15 protein-coding genes are annotated in these 19,263 nt (G+C 72.1%); 11 read left to right on the forward strand and 4 right to left on the reverse strand.

The features are described 5' to 3' along the window. The first annotated feature begins 183 nt into the window (after positions 1 to 183). Entirely contained in the window at positions 184 to 1,509 is a 1,326-nt protein-coding gene (locus ABD954_RS20425; RefSeq protein WP_345487565.1) for an acyltransferase family protein, read from the forward strand. Here the strand turns inward: ABD954_RS20425 and ABD954_RS20430 are convergent. Beyond that, on the reverse strand, positions 1,487 to 2,107 hold the full coding sequence (locus ABD954_RS20430; protein WP_345487567.1) for a Uma2 family endonuclease: 621 nt from the start codon (positions 2,105 to 2,107) through the stop codon (positions 1,487 to 1,489). The genes ABD954_RS20425 and ABD954_RS20430 overlap by 23 nt on opposite strands. Before the next feature lie 133 nt (positions 2,108 to 2,240). Here ABD954_RS20430 and ABD954_RS20435 point away from each other — a divergent pair, with 133 nt between their 5' ends. The 8 genes from ABD954_RS20435 (at position 2,241) to ABD954_RS20470 (ending at position 13,134) form a co-directional block, all read left to right on the forward strand. Then, entirely contained in the window at positions 2,241 to 4,046 is a 1,806-nt protein-coding gene (locus ABD954_RS20435) for an ABC-F family ATP-binding cassette domain-containing protein (RefSeq protein WP_345487569.1), read from the forward strand. A gap of 134 nt (positions 4,047 to 4,180) precedes the next feature. Further along, positions 4,181 to 6,004, forward strand: coding sequence for an outer membrane protein assembly factor BamB family protein (locus ABD954_RS20440; protein ID WP_345487571.1), 1,824 nt, complete (start codon positions 4,181 to 4,183; stop codon positions 6,002 to 6,004). A gap of 49 nt (positions 6,005 to 6,053) precedes the next feature. Beyond that, positions 6,054 to 7,868 (forward strand): outer membrane protein assembly factor BamB family protein, encoded by a 1,815-nt coding sequence (locus ABD954_RS20445; RefSeq protein WP_345487573.1) that lies wholly within the window; start codon positions 6,054 to 6,056, stop codon positions 7,866 to 7,868. A 151-nt stretch (positions 7,869 to 8,019) separates the two neighbouring features. Next, entirely contained in the window at positions 8,020 to 8,694 is a 675-nt protein-coding gene (locus ABD954_RS20450; protein ID WP_345487575.1) for a response regulator transcription factor, read from the forward strand. 115 nt (positions 8,695 to 8,809) lie between these two features. Then, complete coding sequence (gene galT, locus ABD954_RS20455; protein WP_345487577.1) at positions 8,810 to 9,850, forward strand: galactose-1-phosphate uridylyltransferase; 1,041 nt, start codon at positions 8,810 to 8,812, stop codon at positions 9,848 to 9,850. Beyond that, positions 9,847 to 10,815, forward strand: a complete 969-nt coding sequence (gene galE, locus ABD954_RS20460) for a UDP-glucose 4-epimerase GalE (RefSeq protein ID WP_345487579.1) — start codon at positions 9,847 to 9,849, stop codon at positions 10,813 to 10,815. The genes galT and galE overlap by 4 nt, the downstream gene beginning before the upstream one ends. After that, complete coding sequence (gene galK / locus ABD954_RS20465; protein WP_345487581.1) at positions 10,812 to 12,047, forward strand: galactokinase; 1,236 nt, start codon at positions 10,812 to 10,814, stop codon at positions 12,045 to 12,047. Before galE ends, galK begins: the two co-directional genes overlap by 4 nt. 367 nt (positions 12,048 to 12,414) lie before the next feature. Then, positions 12,415 to 13,134: a response regulator gene (locus ABD954_RS20470; RefSeq protein ID WP_345487583.1), complete on the forward strand. Its 720-nt coding sequence runs from the start codon at positions 12,415 to 12,417 to the stop codon at positions 13,132 to 13,134. Here the strand turns inward: ABD954_RS20470 and ABD954_RS20475 are convergent. Further along, complete coding sequence (locus tag ABD954_RS20475) at positions 13,093 to 13,590, reverse strand: MarR family winged helix-turn-helix transcriptional regulator (RefSeq protein ID WP_345487585.1); 498 nt, start codon at positions 13,588 to 13,590, stop codon at positions 13,093 to 13,095. The genes ABD954_RS20470 and ABD954_RS20475 overlap by 42 nt on opposite strands. A 163-nt stretch (positions 13,591 to 13,753) precedes the next feature. On the opposite strand from ABD954_RS20475, the gene ABD954_RS20480 reads away from it, so the two are divergent. Then, entirely contained in the window at positions 13,754 to 14,587 is an 834-nt protein-coding gene (locus tag ABD954_RS20480) for a trans-aconitate 2-methyltransferase (RefSeq protein ID WP_345487587.1), read from the forward strand. Between the two features lie 52 nt (positions 14,588 to 14,639). Here the strand turns inward: ABD954_RS20480 and ABD954_RS20485 are convergent, their stop codons facing one another. After that, complete coding sequence (locus ABD954_RS20485; RefSeq protein WP_345487589.1) at positions 14,640 to 15,323, reverse strand: TetR/AcrR family transcriptional regulator; 684 nt, start codon at positions 15,321 to 15,323, stop codon at positions 14,640 to 14,642. Then, positions 15,320 to 16,300 carry an acyl-CoA desaturase gene (locus ABD954_RS20490; RefSeq protein WP_345487591.1) on the reverse strand — a complete coding sequence of 327 codons (981 nt, stop codon included), beginning with the start codon at positions 16,298 to 16,300 and terminating at the stop codon, positions 15,320 to 15,322. The genes ABD954_RS20485 and ABD954_RS20490 overlap by 4 nt, the downstream gene beginning before the upstream one ends. A gap of 226 nt (positions 16,301 to 16,526) precedes the next feature. Here ABD954_RS20490 and ppc point away from each other — a divergent pair, with 226 nt between their 5' ends. Then, positions 16,527 to 19,256, forward strand: coding sequence for a phosphoenolpyruvate carboxylase (gene ppc / locus ABD954_RS20495; RefSeq protein WP_345487593.1), 2,730 nt, complete (start codon positions 16,527 to 16,529; stop codon positions 19,254 to 19,256). The last annotated feature ends 7 nt before the right edge of the window (positions 19,257 to 19,263 follow it).

The raw sequence follows: 19,263 nt of genomic DNA on the forward strand, positions 1-19,263 counted from the left end.
GGTCTCTCCTCGCAGGCGGGAACACGAGAGGAACATGACGGACCGTCAGCTGCCGTGGCGGGCAGCCGGGGCCGGGGGGTCGCCCGCGTGGCCGAGGACTTGGGGCCGGACGGCAGGTACTCATCCGCCGGTTGAGTACCTGCGCCCTGACGGCAGTCCGGTGCCCCGGGCGACCGTACGGGCATGGGAATCAGCAGCCGTGTCAGCACCCCCACGGGCACCCGCGCCGGCGCGCGGGAACTCGCCGAGTCCACGCCCGCCACCCGCGACCGCTACGTCGACCTGCTGCGGGTCGCCTCGCTCGCGGTCGTCGTCCTCGGCCACTGGCTGATGGCCGCCGTCACCGCCGACGGGCGGGTCGGCAACCTGCTCGCCGTGGTCCCCGGCCTGCAGGTCCTCACCTGGGCCCTCCAGGTCATGCCGGTCTTCTTCTTCGTCGGCGGCTTCTCGCACGCCCTCGCGCACCGCTCGCGGCCCGGCTACGCGGACTTCCTGCGGGGCCGGCTGCGGCGGCTGCTGCGCCCCACGGCGGTCTTCATCGGCGTGTGGGGCGTGCTCGCGCTCGCCGTCCAGCTGCTCGGCGCGGACGGCGGTCTGACCGGGGTCGCGCTGCGGCTCGTCACCCAGCCGTTGTGGTTCATCGGCGTCTACCTCGCCATGGTCGCCCTCACCCCGCCGCTGCTGAGGCTCCACGAGCGCCACGGCTGGGGCGCCTTCGCCGGGCTGGTGGCGGGAGCGGTCGCCGTGGACGCGCTGCGGTTCGCCGCCGGGGTGCCGTACGTCGAGTTCCTCAACTTCGCGCTCGTCTGGCTGGCGGTCCACCAGCTCGGCTTCCTGCGCGCCGACGGCATGATCCGCCGTCCGGCCGTCCTGGCCGCGGCGGGCCTCGCCGGCGCGGCCCTGCTCGTGGCCCTCGGGCCGTACCCGCTGTCCATGGTCGGCATGCCGGGCGAGAAGGTCTCCAACATGGCCCCGCCGACGCTCGCCCTGCTCTGCCACGGCCTGTGGCTGGTCGGCGCGGTCGAACTCCTCAAGGGCCCGGGCACCCGGCTGGTGGCCCGCGCCCGGGTCTGGCGGGCGGTGGTCGCCGCCAACGGGATCGCCATGACCGCGTTCCTGTGGCACCTGACGGCCATGCTCGGCGTGTACGGGGCGCTGCTCGCCCTCGGCGTCCGGCTGCCGGAGCCCGCGACCGCCGCCTGGTGGGCCCAGCTCCCGCTCCGCCTCGCCGCCGCGACCGTCCTCACCGCCCTGCTCGTCGCCGCCTTCCGCCGCTTCGAGGCCCCGTCCGCCGTCCCCCGCTCCGACGGCCCGGCCGCCCCGGCCGCCGTGGGCGTCACCCTCGCCCTGCTGGGCGTGCTCGGCCTGTCGATGACGGGCCTCGGCGGCCTCCTGGAGGGCCACGCGGCCACCCTGATCGCGGTGAGGATCACCGCTCCGGCCGCGGTGGCGATGACGGTGGCGGGGTGGCTGCTGGTGGAACGGCCTACATCTCGTCGATCCGCGTGAGGTCGATGTCGATGTCGAAGGGGACCGCAAGCTTCAGCCGCTCGCGGTGCACGCCGGTGCAGGTGTACGCCTTGGTGACAGGGTCACGCTCGTAGACCCGTACGACCGGGTGGTCGTCGTCGCCCTCCATCTCGACCAGCCAGAAGTGCTCGATGCCCGCCGCCGCGTACTTGTGCGGCTTGGTGTCCCGGTCGCGGGACTCGGAGTCGGGGGAGACGACCTCGACGGCCAGGACGACGTCGGCAACCGGATAAGAGGTCTGCCGGAGGCCCTTGACGGCTTCCCTGCGGACCACGAGGACATCGGGCTCGGGGCCGTTGCTGCGGTCGATGACCACCGTCATCTCGTTGTAGACCCTGTGCGTCGCCGGAGCGGCGGAAGCCAGCCCATTGGTCAGCAGGCGGATCATGACGTTGTGGAAACGACGCTGCGGACTCGCAAAGACCAGGCTCCCGTCGATCAACTCGGTGTGCGGCGGGAGGCCGGGCAGGGTGTCCAGGTCGTCCACCGTCCAGCCCTCGCGAGGCGGCACCGGCCATTCGGGAGCCGACTCGGTGGTCGGCCTGGTCGTCGGCTCGGCGGTCACGGTTCCTTCCATGGACGGGATCCTTCTGCCTGCCGTCCACAGTAGCCGCGGATCCCGATCAGGTCATCACTAAGAGTGACCTCGCCACACGTTTGGGGCCGCCGTCTACCCTGGACCTCGATCCATCCCCCCGTACAGGAGTGAAATGGCCGTCAATCTGGTCAATGTCGAGTCCGTCAGCAAGGTGTACGGCACCCGTGCCCTGCTCGACGGGGTGTCCCTCGGCGTCTCCGAGGGGGACCGGATCGGTGTGGTCGGCCGCAACGGTGACGGCAAGACCACCCTCATCCGGATGCTGGCCAAGCTGGAGGAGGCCGACACGGGGCGGGTCACGCACAGTGGCGGGCTCCGGCTCGGGGTGCTCACCCAGCACGACTCGCTCGACCCCGAGGCGACCATCCGGCACGAGGTCATCGGCGTCATGGCCGACCACGAGTGGGCCGGCAGCGCCAAGATCCGCGACGTGCTCACCGGGCTCTTCGGCGGGCTCGACCTGCCCGGCTTCGAGAAGGGCCTCGACACGGTCATCGGCCCGCTGTCCGGCGGCGAGCGGCGGCGCATCGCGCTCGCCAAGCTGCTCATCGAGGACCAGGACCTGATCGTCCTCGACGAGCCCACCAACCACCTCGACGTCGAGGGCATCGCCTGGCTCGCCCGGCACCTGCAGAACCGCCGTTCCGCGCTCGTCTGCGTCACCCACGACCGCTGGTTCCTCGACCAGGTCTGCACCCGGATGTGGGACGTGCAGCGCGGCGACGTCTACGAGTACGAGGGCGGCTACTCCGACTACGTCTTCGCCCGCGCCGAGCGCGAGCGGATCGCCGCCACCGAGGAGGTCAAGCGGCAGAACCTGGTGCGCAAGGAGCTCGCGTGGCTGCGCCGCGGCGCCCCCGCCCGCACCTCCAAGCCGCGCTTCCGCATCGAGGCCGCCAACGCGCTCATCGCGGACGTGCCCGCGCCCCGCGACTCCACCGAGCTGATGAAGTTCGCGAACGCCCGGCTCGGCAAGACCGTCTTCGACCTCGAGGACGTCACCGTCACCGCCGGCCCGAAGACCCTGCTCCAGCACCTCACCTGGCAGCTCGGTCCCGGCGACCGCGTCGGCCTGGTCGGCGTCAACGGCGCCGGCAAGACCTCGCTGCTGCGCGCGCTGGCCGACGCCGCCCGCACCGGCGGCGAGGCCCAGCCGGCCGTCGGCCGGATCACCGTCGGCAAGACCGTCAGGCTCGCCTACCTCTCCCAGGACGTCACCGAACTCCCCGCCGAACTGCGCGTCCTGGAGGCCGTGCAGCAGATCCGCGACCGGGTCGACCTCGGCAAGGGCCGGGAGATGACCGCCGGTCAGCTGTGCGAGCAGTTCGGCTTCGGCAAGGAGAAGCAGTGGACGCCGGTCGGCGACCTCTCCGGCGGCGAGCGGCGCCGGCTCCAGCTGCTGCGCCTGCTCATGGACGAGCCCAACGTCCTCTTCCTCGACGAGCCGACCAACGACCTCGACATCGAGACCCTGACCCAGCTGGAGGACCTGCTCGACGGCTGGCCCGGCTCGATGGTCGTCATCTCCCACGACCGGTTCTTCCTGGAGCGCACCACCGACCGCACCTTCGCGCTGCTCGGCGACCGGACGCTGCGGATGCTGCCGCGCGGCATCGACGAGTACCTGGAGCGGCGCCAGAAGATGATCGAGGCCGCCGCCCCGGCGCCGGCCGCCGCCCCGGCCAAGGAGAAGCCCGGCCTGTCCGCCGCCGACGCCCGCGCGGCGAAGAAGGAGCTGCAGAAGGTCGAACGGCAGCTCGACAAGATCTCCGACAAGGAGACCAAGCTGCACGCCCAGATCGCCGAAAACGCCACGGACTTCGAGAAGGTGGCCAAACTGGACGCGGAGCTGCGGGAACTCGCGGGTGAGCGCGAGGAGTTGGAGATGCGCTGGCTGGAGCTGGCCGAGGACGCGTAGAGAAGTCGTGGCGGACGCGTAACGACGGCATCACGGGCCGGTTCTCCCTTGGGAACAACGGGCGGACCGGTCGCTTTTGCGCCACCCGGTGAGTGGTAGAAAGAAAACCCGCTCACATCAAGGGGGAAGCGCTGATGACCCAGCCGCCCAGCAACCAGCCGCCGGTGCCGGGGGGCTTCGGCGCTCCGGACCCGAACCAGAACCCGAACCAGAACCCGGGCCAGAACGTCCCGCCGGCGCCGCCGGTCCCGCCGCAGGCACCGCCGGTTCCGCCCGCACCGCCGCAGGCCGCCCCGCAGACGCCGCCGCCCGCCCAGCCCGGCCCGTACGGCTACCCGCAGCAGCCGCCGGCCCAGCCCGGCCCGTACGGCTACCCGCAGCAGCCGCCGGCCCAGCCCGGCCCGTACCAGCAGCAGCCGGGTCCCTACGGCCAGCAGCCCGGCCCGTACGGCCAGCAGCCGAATCCTTACGGCGGCTACCCCACCGCCCCGATGCAGACCCCGCCCCCCGGCGGCGGCAAGAACCCCTTCCAGGGCAAGCCCGGCCTCATCGTCGCCGCGGCCGCCGCCGCGCTGCTCGTCGTCGGCGGCGTCTCCTGGCTCGCGTTCGGCGACGGTGACGAGAAGGAGCCGGTCGCGGGCCCGACCACCTCCTCCTCCACCCTGCCGAAGCCGACCGAGTCCGTCGACAAGGGCGACGGCAGCGGTGACGGCGAGAACGGCGAGAAGGGGCTGAACGACGGCCGCAAGGACGGCGAGGCCAAGATCAGCTGGCTGCTCAAGAACAACGTCGACCTGCCCAAGAACGGCGCCGACGTCTACGGCCCGTGGATCGTCGGCGACACCGTCGTCAAGGCCATGTACAAGGGCATCGACGGCTACAGCCTCGCCGACGGCTCCCCCAAGTGGCACGTCGACGTGCCCTACGAGCTGTGCGCCGCCCCGCCGGAGCCGTCCGCCACCGGCGTCATGGTCTTCGGCTACAAGGACAGCGCCGGCGACCGCGCCAAGTGCCTCCAGATGCAGCAGGTCGACCTCAAGACCGGCAAGAAGGGCTGGACGAAGGCCATCCCCAAGCCGACCGGCCTCTTCGCCTTCTCCGACAACACCCTCACCATCAGCGGCAACACGGTGACCGCCTCCGGCTCCAGCTCCGCCTACGGCTTCTCGCTCGCCGACGGCCGGCAGCTGTTCACCGGCCCGACCACCGGCTGCAAGCCCTACGCCTACGCGGGCGGCAGCAAGCTGATCGCCGCCTCCAAGTGCCCCACCGGCGACGTCAACAAGGAGTCGCACGCGGTCAGCGAGGTCGACCCCAACACCGGCAAGCCCAAGTGGTCCTTCAAGCTGCAGACCGGCTGGGAGGTCGACAAGGTCTACTCGGTCGACCCGATCGTGGTCTCCGCCACCCAGCGCGAGCAGAAGAAGTGGGCGATCTTCTCGCTGACCGCCGACGGCAAGGAGCGCTCGCAGATCCAGGGCGGCAACGACAAGTTCGCCCCCAAGTGCGGCGGCAGCTTCGTCATCTTCGGCAAGAACCTCCAGGGCTGCACCGGAGTCGCCGCGGACGCCAACACCTTCTACATGGCGACCGAGACCGCCTACGGCACCCCGAACGAGGTCGTCGCCTTCGACCTGAACACCGGCAAGGCCAAGTGGCGCTCCAAGGCGCCCGGTGAGCAGCAGATGTCGCCGCTGCGCATGGAGGGCTCGGAGGTCCTGCTGTACGTCGAGCCGCGCTACGACGCGGGCGGCCAGGTCGCGACCCTCGCCCCGACGGGCGGCGCGCCCAAGGTGCTGCTCCAGCACCAGGCGGCGGTCTCCTCGGTCGAGAGCTCCTTCTACGACGCCGGCTACGCCTACTCGAACGGCACGTTCGTGATCGCGGCCGGCCGGGTCTCCGCCTCCAACGACAAGGCGGAGATGGAGACCAAGACGATGATGGCCTACGGCAAGTGACGCCCCGCCCGTCCCGTCCGCTCACCGACTCCTTCGAGGTACCCACGCCATGACCCAGCCGCCGCCACCGCCGAACCAGCCCCCGGGGCCTCCCCCCGGCGGCTTCGGCGCGCCGCAGGACCCTCCTCCGGGCTCTTCGCCCTGGGGCGACCCCCAGGGCGGGTTCGGCGCGCCGACGCCCCCGCCGGCCCAGCCGCCGTACGGCTACCCGCAGCAGCAGCCGGTCCCGCCGCCCGCGCAGCCGCCCGTACAGCAGCCGCCGTACGGCCACCCGCAGCAGCCGCCCACGCAGCCGATGCAGCAGCAGTACGGCTACCCGGGGCAGCCCCCTGCCCAGCCCGGGCCGTACGCGCCGCAGTACCAGCCGACGCCCCCGCCGGCCCCCGGCGGCGGCAGGAAGCTGTCGGCGCAGCTGCAGATCATCATCGCGGCGGCCGTGGCCGTCGTGCTGCTGATCGGCGGCGGCGTGTGGTACGCGAACTCCGGCAGCGGTGACGAGGGCACCGAGGCCAAGGGCAGCTCCGGAGCCGCCACCGGCGGCAAGGACGGCGGGGCGAACGGCCTCGGCGGGGGCGGCAAGGAGAAGGTGCCGGCGAACACCAAGTCCAAGCTGGCCTTCCAGCTGCCGACGCCGGTCGTCCCCGACGTCACCGACGTCACCGGCTCCTGGATCACCGACAAGGCCTTCGTCAAGCCGGGCATCAACTCCGTCGTCGCCTACGACCTGGCCAAGGGCACGGCCCTGTGGACCCTGCCGCTGACCGGTCAGGTCTGCGGCGCCTCGCGCCACACGACGGCCGACCACAAGGTGCCGATCCTCTTCGAGGCGACGAAGCGCCTTCCGCCGCGCTACTACCAGCCGTGCACCGAGATCGGCCTGCTCGACCTCACCACGGGCAAGCTGGTGTGGTCGACCTCCCTCAAGGGCGGCACGGCCGGCGACAAGAAGGTGTCCTTCGCCGAGGTCACCGTGCACGGCCAGACCGTGGCGGCCGGCGGCCTGGACGGCGGCGCCGCCTTCGACCTGGCCAACGGCAACCCGCGCTGGAAGCCGCAGGCCAACGCGAACAACTGCGAGGACCTCGGCTACGGCGGCGGTGAGGGCGGGCTCGTCGCGGTCCGCAAGTGCGGCTCGTACGACAACCCGACGGTCACGATCCAGAACCTCAACCCGACGACGGGCGCGCCGGTCTCGCAGTACAAGATGCCCCCGGGCGTCGACTTCGCCTCGGTCGTCTCCACCAAGCCGCTGGTCGTCGCGGCCGACGTCGGCGACACCGCCGGTGACGGCAGCAACGTCTCCGACTTCTTCTCGATCGACGAGAAGACCGGCAAGCTCAAGGCCAAGATCACGGCGGACGCGGACCGTTACGCGGTCCGCTGCCGCGCCACCAAGGTCGACGCGTGCACGGGCGCCCTCGTCGGCAACGGCCGGCTGTACCTGCCGACCGAGGAGCACGACGGCAGCACCGGCGAGTACGGCGACGAGACCAACGAGATCGTCGCCTTCGACCTGGCCAACGGCAACCCGGTGCCGGAGAAGGCCGACGCCGGCGACCGCTGGAAGCTGGTCCCGCTGCGCATGGACGGCGGCAACCTCATCGCCTACAAGTGGCCGCCCTACGACAAGGGCGGGCAGGTCGTGTCCATCGACGGCGGCACGATGAAGTCGACGCTGCTGATGGAGAACCCGTCGGACCGGCCGACCCGGGACATGGAGACCAGCTTCAGCCTGAACGGTGCCGAGTACCGGTACGCCGACGGGCGGCTGATCATCTCGGAGATGCTGCTGAGCAAGAGCAGGACCGACAGCTCCTCGACGTTCAAGAAGTACCTGGCCGTCGCCTTCTCGGCCGCGGGCTGACCCGGACCCGGTCGTCGCACCACCTCCCCGTGGGGCCCCTCCGTCATGGAGGGGCCCCACGTTGCGATTGGGGCAAAGCGGGGCGGGGGAGTGTGTAGCTTGCCGGGCAGGGTGGCCGGGGTCAGGCCGGCCCGGAGACGGGGGAGGACCGATGGGCGTTCGGCTCGTGGTGGTCGACGACCACCGACTGCACGCGGAGGCGCTGGCCTCGGCGCTGAAGCTGCGCGGGCACCGGGTGCTCGCCGCGGCGGCGCCGGTGGCGGGCGCGGCGGAGCTGGTAGTGAGCCGTGCGCCGGAGGTCTGCCTGCTCGGGACGTCGGCACCGGCCGAACCGGGGACCTTCGACCCCGTCGTAAGGATCAAGCGGGAGCGGCCGCAGGTGGCGGTGGTGGTGCTCGGCCCGGTGCCCTCGCCGCGCGGGATCGCCGCCGCCTTCGCCGCGGGGGCCTCGGGATACGTCCGGCACGACGAGCGGATCGAGGGCGTCGAGCGGGCCCTGCTGAAGGCGCGGGCGGGCGAGGCGGCGGTGGCGCCGCAGCTGGTCCAGGCGGCCTTCGCGGAGCTGCTCGACCCGGCGGTGCAGCCGGACGACGAGGGGCAGCGGCTGCTGCGGCTGCTCACCCCGCGCGAGGCGGAGGTCCTGGTCCGGGTGGCGGAGGGCGAGGACACCCGGGTGATCGCGGCCCGGATGGAGATCGCGCCGAGCACGGCGCGCACGCACGTCCAGCGGGTGCTGATGAAGCTGGGCGTGGGCTCGCGTCTGGAGGCGGCGGCGCTCGCGGCGCGCACGGGGCTGCTCGACCGGGTGCCGGTGCAGCGCTCGTAATTCTTCCGTGTGAAACGACCGGTGGTCGTTCATGGGGGAGTGTTGACCTCCGATGTTCGATTGTGGTTTTTTGTGGGTGGTTCTGTTTGACGCAGGCTACGAGAGGCCGCCCGCCGTGAAGAAGACCGTCACCCGCCTCGCCGACGGGCGTGAGCTCATCTACTTCGACGCGCACGACGACACCGTCCGCGACGCCGTCGACCGCAGGCCCCTCGACCCCGTCACCTCCGCCTCCGAGATCCGCCACGACCCCCTCCTCGACGAGAACGTCGCCATCGCCTCGCACCGGCAGGGCCGCGTCCACCACCCGCCCGCCGACACCTGCCCCCTGTGCCCCACGACCGAGGAGTGGCAGAGCGAGATCCCGGACGGCTCCTACGAGGTCGTCGTCTTCGAGAACCGCTTCCCCTCGCTGTCGGGCGCCGGCGGACGCTGCGAGGTCGTCTGCTTCACCTCCGACCACCGGGCGTCCTTCGCCGACCTCGACGAGGAACGGGCCGCCCTCGTCCTGGCCGCCTGGACCGACCGCACCGCGGAGCTCTCCGCCCGTGACGGCGTCGCACAGGTCTACTGCTTCGAGAACCGCGGCGCCGAGATCGGCGTCACCCTCGCCCACCCGCACGGGCAGATCTACGCCTTCCCCTTCCCCACCCCCCGCACCACGACCATGCTGCGCAACGCCGCGGCACACCGCGCCCGCACCGGGCGCAACCTCTTCGACGACGTCCTGGAGCGGGAACGGGCCGGCGAGCGGGTGGTCCTGGCGGGCGGGCACTGGGTCGCCTTCGTCCCCTACGCCGCCCGCTGGCCGTACGAGGTGCACCTCTACCCCACCCGCCGGGTCACCGACCTGACCCACCTGGGCCGGGCCGCGCGCGAGGAGTTCCCGCGGATCTACCTGGAGCTGCTGCGCCGCTTCGACCGCCTCTTCGGTACGGACGAGCCGCCGACGCCCTACATCGCCGCCTGGCACCAGGCGCCGGCCGTCCACCCCGAGCGGGAGGAGTTCGCGCTGCACCTGGAGCTTTTCACCGTCCGGCGGGCCTCTGGCAAGCTGAAGTACCTCGCGGGCACCGAATCCGGCATGGGCGCGTTCATGAACGACGTGTCGCCCGAGTCCGCGGCCGACAGACTCCGAGAGGTGGCAAGCAGTTGAGCAAGTACCTGGTGACCGGTGGAGCCGGCTATGTGGGCAGCACGGTCGCGGCCCACCTCCTGGAGGCGGGACACGAGGTCACGGTCCTCGACGACCTCTCCACGGGCTTCCGCGAGGGCGTGCCCGCCGGGGCGGCCTTCATCGAGGGCCGCATCCAGGACGCCGCCCGGCACCTGGACCCCTCCTACGACGGCGTGCTCCACTTCGCCGCCTTCTCGCAGGTCGGCGAGTCCGTCGCCAGGCCCGAGAAGTACTGGGACAACAACGTCGGCGGCACCATGGCGCTCCTCGCCGCCATGCGCGAGGCCGGCGTGCCGAGGCTCGTCTTCTCCTCCACCGCCGCCACCTACGGCGAGCCGGAGACCGTGCCGATCACCGAGTCCGCGCCCACCGCGCCGACCAACCCCTACGGCGCCACCAAGCTCGCCGTCGACCACATGATCACCGGCGAGTGCGCCGCCCACGGCCTCGCCGCCGTCTCGCTGCGCTACTTCAACGTCGCCGGCGCCTACGGCGAGTGCGGCGAGCGCCACGACCCCGAGTCCCACCTGATCCCCCTCGTGCTCCAGGTGGCCCTGGGCAAGCGCGAGGCGATCAACGTCTACGGCGACGACTACCCGACGCCCGACGGCACCTGCGTGCGCGACTACATCCACGTCGCCGACCTCGCCGAGGCCCATCTGCTGGCCCTGGACGCGATGACCCCCGGCGAGCACCTCATCTGCAACCTCGGCAACGGCAACGGCTTCTCCGTGCGGGAGGTCGTCGAGACCGTCCGCAAGGTCACCGGCCACCCCGTGCCCGAGGTCATGGCCGAGCGCCGCGCCGGGGACCCGGCCGTGCTCGTCGCCTCCGCCGAGACCGCGCGCGAGCGCCTCGGCTGGACCCCGTCCCGCCCGGATCTGGCGGCCATCGTCGAGGACGCCTGGGCGTTCGCGAAGAAGAAGGAGCAGGACCGGGCATGAGCGGTGTGGGGGCGGGCGTCGGTACGGGGGCCGCTGCGGGGGGCGTGACGGCCGCGGATGCGGCCGCGGGCCCGGACGCGCGGGCCGCGGCACGGGTCGCGGCGGAGTTCGCCGCCCTGTACGGGGCGGACCCCGAGGGGGTCTGGGCCGCTCCCGGACGGGTCAACCTGATCGGGGAGTACACCGACTTCAACGAGGGCTTCGTGCTGCCGCTCGCCCTGCCGCACACCGCCGTCGCCGCGGTCCGCCGCCGGGACGACGGCGTGCTGCGGCTGCACTCCGCCGACGTCGACGGCGGTGTCGTCCGGGTGGAGACCGAGACGCTCGCCCCCGGCTCCGTCGAGGGGTGGGCCGCCTACCCGGCCGGTGTGGTGTGGGCGCTCCGGGAGGCCGGCCACACGGTCGGCGGCGCCGATGTGCACCTCGCCTCCACGGTGCCGACCGGGGCCGGGCTCTCCTCCTCCGCCGCCTTGGAGGTCGTGACCGCCCTCGCCCTCGACGAGCTGTTCGGCCTCGGGCTCTCGCGGCCCGGTCTCGCCGTGCTCGCGCAGCGGGCCGAGAACGGCTTCGTGGGCGTGCCGTGCGGGGTGATGGACCAGATGGCCTCCGCCTGCGCCACCGAGGGGCACGCGCTGCACCTGGACACCCGCGACCTGTCGTACCGGCAGGTGCCCTTCGACCTCGCGGCGGTGGGGCTGCGGCTCCTGGTCGTCGACACCCGCGTGAAGCACGCGCTCGGGGACGGCGCGTACGCGGAGCGGCGCGCCGGGTGTGAGGCCGGTGCGCGGGCGCTCGGCGTGCGGGCGCTGCGTGACGTGAGCGCCGCGCACCTGCCGGACGCCCTCGGGAGGGTGAGCGACGAAACGGTTCGCCGCTACGTCCGGCACGTCGTCTCCGACAACGGGCGGGTGGAGCGCGTCATCGCCCTGCTCGACGCGGGGGACGTGCGGGGCGCCGGTGCGGTGCTGACCGAGGGGCACGCGTCCCTGCGGGACGACCTGCGGGTGTCGTGCGCCGAGCTGGACCTCGCGGTCGAGGCGGCGAACGCGGCCGGCGCCCTGGGGGCCCGGATGACCGGCGGCGGCTTCGGGGGCTCGGCCGTGGTGCTGGTGGAAGACGCCGCGGCCGACGCGGTGGCCCGGGCGGTGGCCAGCGCCTTCCGCGAGGCCGGGTACGCGCCGCCCCGCGTCTTCCCGGCCGTGCCGGCCGCGGGGGCGCGGCGGCTGGCCTGACGCCGGGCCGCTTGGGGGAGCCGCAGCGGCGGGACCCGGCGCCTTGGGGAGCCGCCGGCGGGGGCGGGGCCGCTTCGGGGAGCCGCAGCGGGCGGGGGCCGGGCCGGGGCGGTGCCCCGCGCGTCACCCTTCGCGCCCGAGGGTGCCCGTTCGGGTCGGACATCGGGGTTTTCCCCTCGGGCGGTGCGGCGCGCCCGTAGTCTGTGCGCAGCATCGGTGGGGGCCGGTGCTGATCAGGGGTATCGAGACCCGCCGGGTACGGCGCCCGGGGCGGGGACCGGCGGGTACGGCGGCGGCCGTGTCACCGGCGGCCTCGCTCCGGCGCCGTGCCCGCGCCGGGCCGTTCCTCGCACGATTGGGGGTGTCCGTGGCCCGTATCCGGGTTCTGGTGGTGGACGACCACCGGGTCTTCGCCGAGTCGCTGGCCGCCGCGCTCGCGGCGGAGCCCGACATCGACGTGGCCGCGGCGGGCAGTGGGCCCGCCGCCCTGCGCTGTCTGGACCGCGGCGCGGCCGAGGGCCGGCGCTTCGACGTCCTGCTGGTCGACGCCGATCTGGGCGATGCCGACGGCGTGGCCTGGGCCGGTGAGCTGCGGGAGTCGCGCCCCGGCGTGCGGGTGGTGGTGCTCGCCGAGAAGGATGACGCCCGGCGCGCGGCGCTCGCCCTGCAGGCCGGGGCCTGGGGCTGGGTGGCCAAGGACTGCTCGCTGCAACGGCTGCTCGCCGTGGTGCGGGGGGTGCTGCGCGACGAGACGCATCTGCCGCCGGCGTTGCTCACGGGCGTGCTGCGGGAGCTCACGGAGGCGCGCCGGCACCGCACGGAGAGCGAGCGCCTGGTGGAGTCGCTGACGCCGAGGGAGCGCGAGGTGCTGGGCTGCATGGTGGCCGGGCTCGGGCGGAAGGCCGTCGCGGAGCGGCTCTTCCTCAGCCCCCATACGGTGCGGACGCACATGCAGAACGTGCTGGGGAAGCTGGGGGTGCACTCGACGCTGGCGGCGGTGGCGCTGGCGCGGCGGGCCGGGGTCGGGCCGGTGCAGGACGGGCCCTCAGCCGGGGATGTTGTCGAACGGGGCGGTCAACTGGCGTAGCAGACCGGCCAGTTCGCCGCGCTGGGTGCGCGAGAGGCGGGCCAGGATGGCGCGCTCCTGGGCGAGCAGCCCGGCGAGGGCCTGGTCGGCGCGGTCGCGGCCCTCGGGGGTGAGGCGGACCAGCACGCCGCGCCGGTCGCTGGGGTCGGGGAGCCGTTCGACCAGGCCCTTCTTGGCGAGCCGGTCGATGCGGTTGGTCATGGTGCCCGAGGTGACCAGGGTCTGGGTGAGCAGCTGGCCGGGGGAGAGCTGGTAGGGCGCGCCGGCCCTGCGCAGCGACGTCAGGACGTCGAATTCCCAGGGCTCCAGCTGGTGCTCGGAGAACGCGAGCCGACGGGCGCGGTCCAGGTGGCGGGCCAGCCGGGACACGCGGCTGAGCACCTCGAGCGGTTCCACGTCGAGGTCGGGGCGCTCGCGGCGCCATGCAGCGACCAGTCGGTCGACCTCGTCCTCCATGACGATCAGTGTAGAGGGTCTGTTGACATAAAGTCTCTTGGTGTCGTTATTGTCGATGTCAAGATTCTTGATGTCGAGATATAGTCTGCTGGACTATGGGGAAGAGACCGGGCCGGAACGCCGTTCCGCTTCGGCATCTCATTCCAGCAAGGGGGCTTCGAACATGCATTCCGTGGACTCCGCCGCACCCACGTGGGACCCACAGCAGTACCTCCGTCACTCCGGCCACCGCACGCGGCCCTTCCTCGACCTGCTCGCCCGAATACCGCAGCTTCCCCCGGGCGACCGGCCCGCCCGCATCGCCGACCTCGGCTGCGGCCCCGGCAACGTCACCGCCCTGCTCGCCGACCGCTGGCCCGACGCGCACATCACCGGATTCGACCTCTCGCCCGAGATGCTGGAACGGGCCGAAAAGGACTGGGCGGGCACCACCGCGGGGGGCGGATGGCTCGACTTCCGGCCCGCCGACGCCGCGCACTGGACCCCCGACGAACCCTACGACCTGATCGTCTCCAACGCGGCCCTGCAATGGGTGCCCAACCACCCCGAGTCCTTCGCCTGCTGGATCGACGGACTCAGGCCCGGCGGAACCCTCGCCTTCCAGGTGCCCGGCAACTTCACCTCGCCGAGCCACGCCCTGCTCGGCGAACTGTGCGAGACCCCCGAGTGGCGCGACCGCGTGGGCGACCTCGGCCGGCGCTTCGTCCACATCCTGGACGCGGCCGACTACCTGCAGCGGCTCACCGACCTCGGCTGTGAGACGGACGTCTGGGAGACCACCTACCACCAGATGCTCCCCGGTGAGGACCCCGTGCTCGACTGGGTCAAGGGCACCGCCCTCAGACCCGTCCTCACCGCCCTCAGGGACGACCGCGCCGCCACCGAGTCCTTCCTCGCCCAGTACCGCGACCGGCTCCGTGAGGCATACCCGCCCGGCCCCCACGGCACCCCGTTCCCGTTCCGGCGAATCTTCGCCGTCGCACGGAAGGCCGCCTGATGTTACGGACGGGGGCGCCCCACCCACGGTGCGGCGCCCCCGTCACAAGCGGTCAGCTCTTGCGATGCCCTATCAGCCGGGGCTTCTGCTCCAGACCGTCCAGACCGTGCCAGGCCAGATTCACCAGATGCGCCGCGACCTCCGCCTTCTTCGGCTTGCGCACGTCCAGCCACCACTGCCCCGTCAGCGCCACACTGCCCACCAGCGCCTGCGCGTACAGCGGGGCCAGCTTCGGATCAAAACCCCGCGCCTTGAACTCGAGACCCAGGATGTCCTCCACCTGCGTGGCGATGTCACTGATGAGCGAGGCGAACGTGCCCGTCGACTGCGCCACCGGCGAATCGCGGACCAGGATGCGGAAGCCGTCCGTATAGCGCTCGATGTAGTCGAGCAGCGCGAACGCGGCCTGTTCGAGCAGCTCACGCGGATGCCCCGCGGTCAGCGCACCCGTGACCATGTCCAGCAGCTGGCGCATCTCCCGGTCCACCACGACCGCGTAGAGACCCTCCTTGCCGCCGAAGTGCTCGTACACCACCGGCTTGGAGACCCCGGCCTTCGCCGCGATCTCCTCCACCGACGTGCCCTCGAAGCCCTTCTCCGCGAAGAGCGTGCGACCGATGTCGAGGAGCTGCTCCCGGCGCTCGGCGCCCGTCATCCTCACCCGGCGGCCACGCCGGGGCTTCTGCTGCTCGCTCGCGCTGCTGGAACTGCCGTCGATCGCCACGTCCTCCATCATGCCGCGTCAGCGGGCACGCGCTGCCGCCGGGCGTCGATCCGCTCCCTGGCCGGCCAGCGCACGTCGTACGCCCAGCCCAGCCGCTCGAACCAGCGGATCAGCCGGGCACTGGAGTCGATCTGCCCGCGCAGCACACCGTGCCGCGCCGAGGTCGGATCGGCGTGGTGCAGGTTGTGCCAGGACTCCCCGCAGGACAGCACCGCCAGCCACCACACGTTGCCCGAACGGTCACGCGACCTGAACGGCCGCTTGCCCACCGCGTGACAGATCGAGTTGATCGACCAGGTGACGTGGTGCAGCAGCGCCACCCGCACCAGGGAACCCCAGAAGAACGCCGTGAAGGCCCCCCACCACGACATCGTCACCAGACCGCCGATCACCGGCGGGATCGCGAGCGAGACGACCGTCCACAGCACGAACTGACGCGACACGGCCCGGATCGCCGGATCCTTGATCAGATCGGGCGCGTACTTGTGCTGCGGCGTCTGCTCCTCGTCGAACATCCACCCGATGTGCGCCCACCACAGCCCCTTCATCAGCGCCGGGACCGTCTCCCCGAACCGCCACGGCGAATGCGGATCACCCTCGGCGTCCGAGAACCTGTGGTGCTTGCGGTGATCCGCCACCCAGCGCACCAGCGGCCCCTCCACGGCCAGCGACCCCATGACCGCCAACGCGATCCGGAGGGGACGTTTCGCCTTGAACGAGCCGTGCGTGAAGTACCGGTGGAAGCCGATCGTGATGCCGTGGCAGCCGATGAAGTACATCGCCGTCATCAGCCCCAGATCGAGCCAGCTCACCCCCCACCCCCAGGCCAGCGGCACCGCCGCGACCAGGGCCAGGAACGGCACCGTGATGAACAGCAGCAACGTGATCTGCTCGATCGAACGCTTGTTGTCCCCGCCGAGCGTGGCGGAGGGCAGGGCCTCGGCGGACGCGAGCGCCTCGGGAGAGCTCACCTCGGGGCTTGTGGTCATACGTGTCCTCTGGGGGTGAGGGTAGGGAAAGGACTCTTGAGGCTACGGTTCCGTAACCTACGGCCACGTAAGTATGGCAGTGCCTCGGCACGCGGCAAGAGCGCCAAAGGCGGGGCGTGCTCCGCGCCGCGGACGCGGACACCTATCCTGTGTGCGTCGGACAGCGCGGTCCGCAAGCCTCCAGTACCCCTCCAGACGTGCTCAAACACTGCAAGGAGCCGCACCTGTGAGCAGTGCCGACCAGACCTCCAACGCCAGCGCCGAACTGCGCTCCGACATCCGCCGACTGGGCGACCTCCTCGGTGAGACCCTCGTCCGCCAGGAAGGCCACGAGCTCCTCGACCTCGTCGAGAAGGTCCGCCGCCTCACCCGCGAGGACGGCGAAGCCGCCGCCGAGCTGCTGCGCGGCGTCGAACTGGAGACCGCCGCCAAGCTCGTACGGGCCTTCTCCACCTACTTCCACCTCGCCAACGTCACCGAGCAGGTCCACCGCGGCCGCGAGATGCGCGAGAAGCGCGCCGCCGAGGGCGGCCTCCTCGCCCGCACCGCCGACATGCTCAAGGACGGCGACCCCGCCCACGTACGCCAGACGATCAAGAACCTCAACGTGCGGCCCGTCTTCACGGCCCACCCCACCGAGGCCGCCCGCCGCTCCGTCCTCAACAAGCTCCGGCGCATCGCCGCCCTCCTGGAGACCCCCGTCATCCAGGCCGACCGGCGCCGCACCGACCTCCGGCTCGCCGAGAACATCGACCTCATCTGGCAGACCGACGAACTGCGCGTCGTCCGGCCCGAGCCCGCCGACGAGGCCCGCAACGCCATCTACTACCTCGACGAGCTCCACGCCGGCGCCGTCGGCGACGTCCTGGAGGACCTCGCCGCCGAACTCGAACGCGTCGGCTTCGAACTGCCCGCCGGCACCCGCCCCCTCACCTTCGGCACCTGGATCGGCGGCGACCGCGACGGCAACCCCAACGTCACCCCCCAGGTCACCTGGGACGTCCTGATCCTCCAGCACGAGCACGGCATCACCGACGCCCTGGAGCTCATCGACTTCCTCCGCGGCCTGCTCTCCAACTCCATCCGCTACGCCGGAGCCACCCAGGAACTCCTGGACTCCCTCCAGCGGGACCTCGACCTCCTGCCCGAGATCAGCCCCCGCTACAAGCGCCTCAACGCCGAGGAGCCCTACCGGCTCAAGGTCACCTGCGTCCGCCAGAAGCTCCTCAACACCCGCGAGCGCCTCGCCAAGGGCACCCCCCACCAGGAAGGCCGCGACTACCTCGGCACCGCCGAACTCATCCGCGACCTCACCCTCATCCAGACCTCCCTGCGCGAACACCGCGGCGGCCTCTTCGCCGACGGCCGCATGGACCGGGTCATCCGCACCCTGTCCGCCTTCGGCCTCCAGCTCGCCACCATGGACGTCCGCGAGCACGCCGAAGCCCACCACCACGCCCTCGGCCAGCTCTTCGACCGCCTCGGCGAGGAATCCTGGCGCTACGCCGACATGCCGCGCGACTACCGGCAGAAGCTCCTCGCCAAGGAACTCCGCTCCCGCCGCCCCCTCGCCCCCACCCCCGCGCCGCTCGACGCCGCCGGCGCCAAGACGCTCGGCGTCTTCGGCACCATCAAGGAAGCCTTCGAACGCTTCGGCCCCGAGGTCATCGAGTCCTACATCATCTCCATGTGCCAGGGCGCCGACGACGTCTTCGCCGCCACCGTCCTCGCCCGCGAGGCCGGCCTCATCGACCTCCACGCCGGCTGGGCCAAGATCGGCATCGTGCCGCTCCTGGAGACCACCGACGAGCTCAAGGCCGCCGACGTCATCCTCAACGACATGCTCGCCGACCCCTCCTACCGGCGCCTGGTCTCCCTCCGCGGCGACGTCCAGGAAGTCATGCTCGGCTACTCCGACTCCTCCAAGTTCGGCGGCATCACCACCTCCCAGTGGGAGATCCACCGCGCCCAGCGCCGCCTGCGCGACGTCGCCCACCGCTACGGCGTCCGCCTGCGCCTCTTCCACGGCCGCGGCGGCACCGTCGGCCGCGGCGGCGGCCCCTCCCACGACGCCATCCTCGCCCAGCCCTGGGGCACCCTGGAGGGCGAGATCAAGGTCACCGAGCAGGGCGAGGTCATCTCCGACAAGTACCTCATCCCGTCGCTGGCCCGCGAGAACCTCGAACTGACCGTCGCCGCCACCCTGCAGGCGTCCGCCCTGCACACCGCGCCCCGCCAGTCCGACGAGGCCCTCGCCCGCTGGGACGCGGCCATGGACACCGTCTCCGACGCCGCCCACTCCGCCTACCGGCGCCTCGTCGAAGACCCCGACCTGCCCGCCTACTTCTTCGCCTCCACCCCCGTCGACCAGCTCGCCGACCTCCACCTGGGATCGAGGCCCTCGCGCCGGCCCGACTCCGGCGCCGGCCTCGACGGACTGCGCGCCATCCCGTGGGTCTTCGGCTGGACCCAGTCCCGCCAGATCGTCCCCGGCTGGTTCGGCGTCGGCTCCGGCCTCAAGGCCCTGCGCGAGGCCGGCCTCGACGCCGTACTCGGCGAGATGTACGAGAACTGGCACTTCTTCCGCAACTTCCTCTCCAACGTCGAGATGACGCTGGCCAAGACGGACCTGCGGATCGCCCGCCACTACGTCGACACCCTCGTCCCCGACGACCTCAAGCACGTCTTCGCCACCATCGAGGCCGAACACGCCCTCACCGTCGCCGAAGTCCTCAAGGTCACCGGCGGCCGGCAGCTCCTCGACTCCAACCCGGTCCTCCAGCAGACCTTCGCCATCCGCGACGCCTACCTCGACCCCATCTCCTACCTCCAGGTCGCCCTCCTCGCCCGCCAGCGCTCCGCCGCCGAACGCGGCGAGGACCCCGACCCCCTGCTCGCCCGCGCCCTCCTCCTCACCGTGAACGGCGTCGCCGCCGGCCTGCGCAACACCGGCTGACGGCTCT

The organism is Streptomyces roseoviridis (assembly GCF_039535235.1).
In the GTDB taxonomy this organism is placed as follows: domain Bacteria; phylum Actinomycetota; class Actinomycetes; order Streptomycetales; family Streptomycetaceae; genus Streptomyces; species Streptomyces roseoviridis.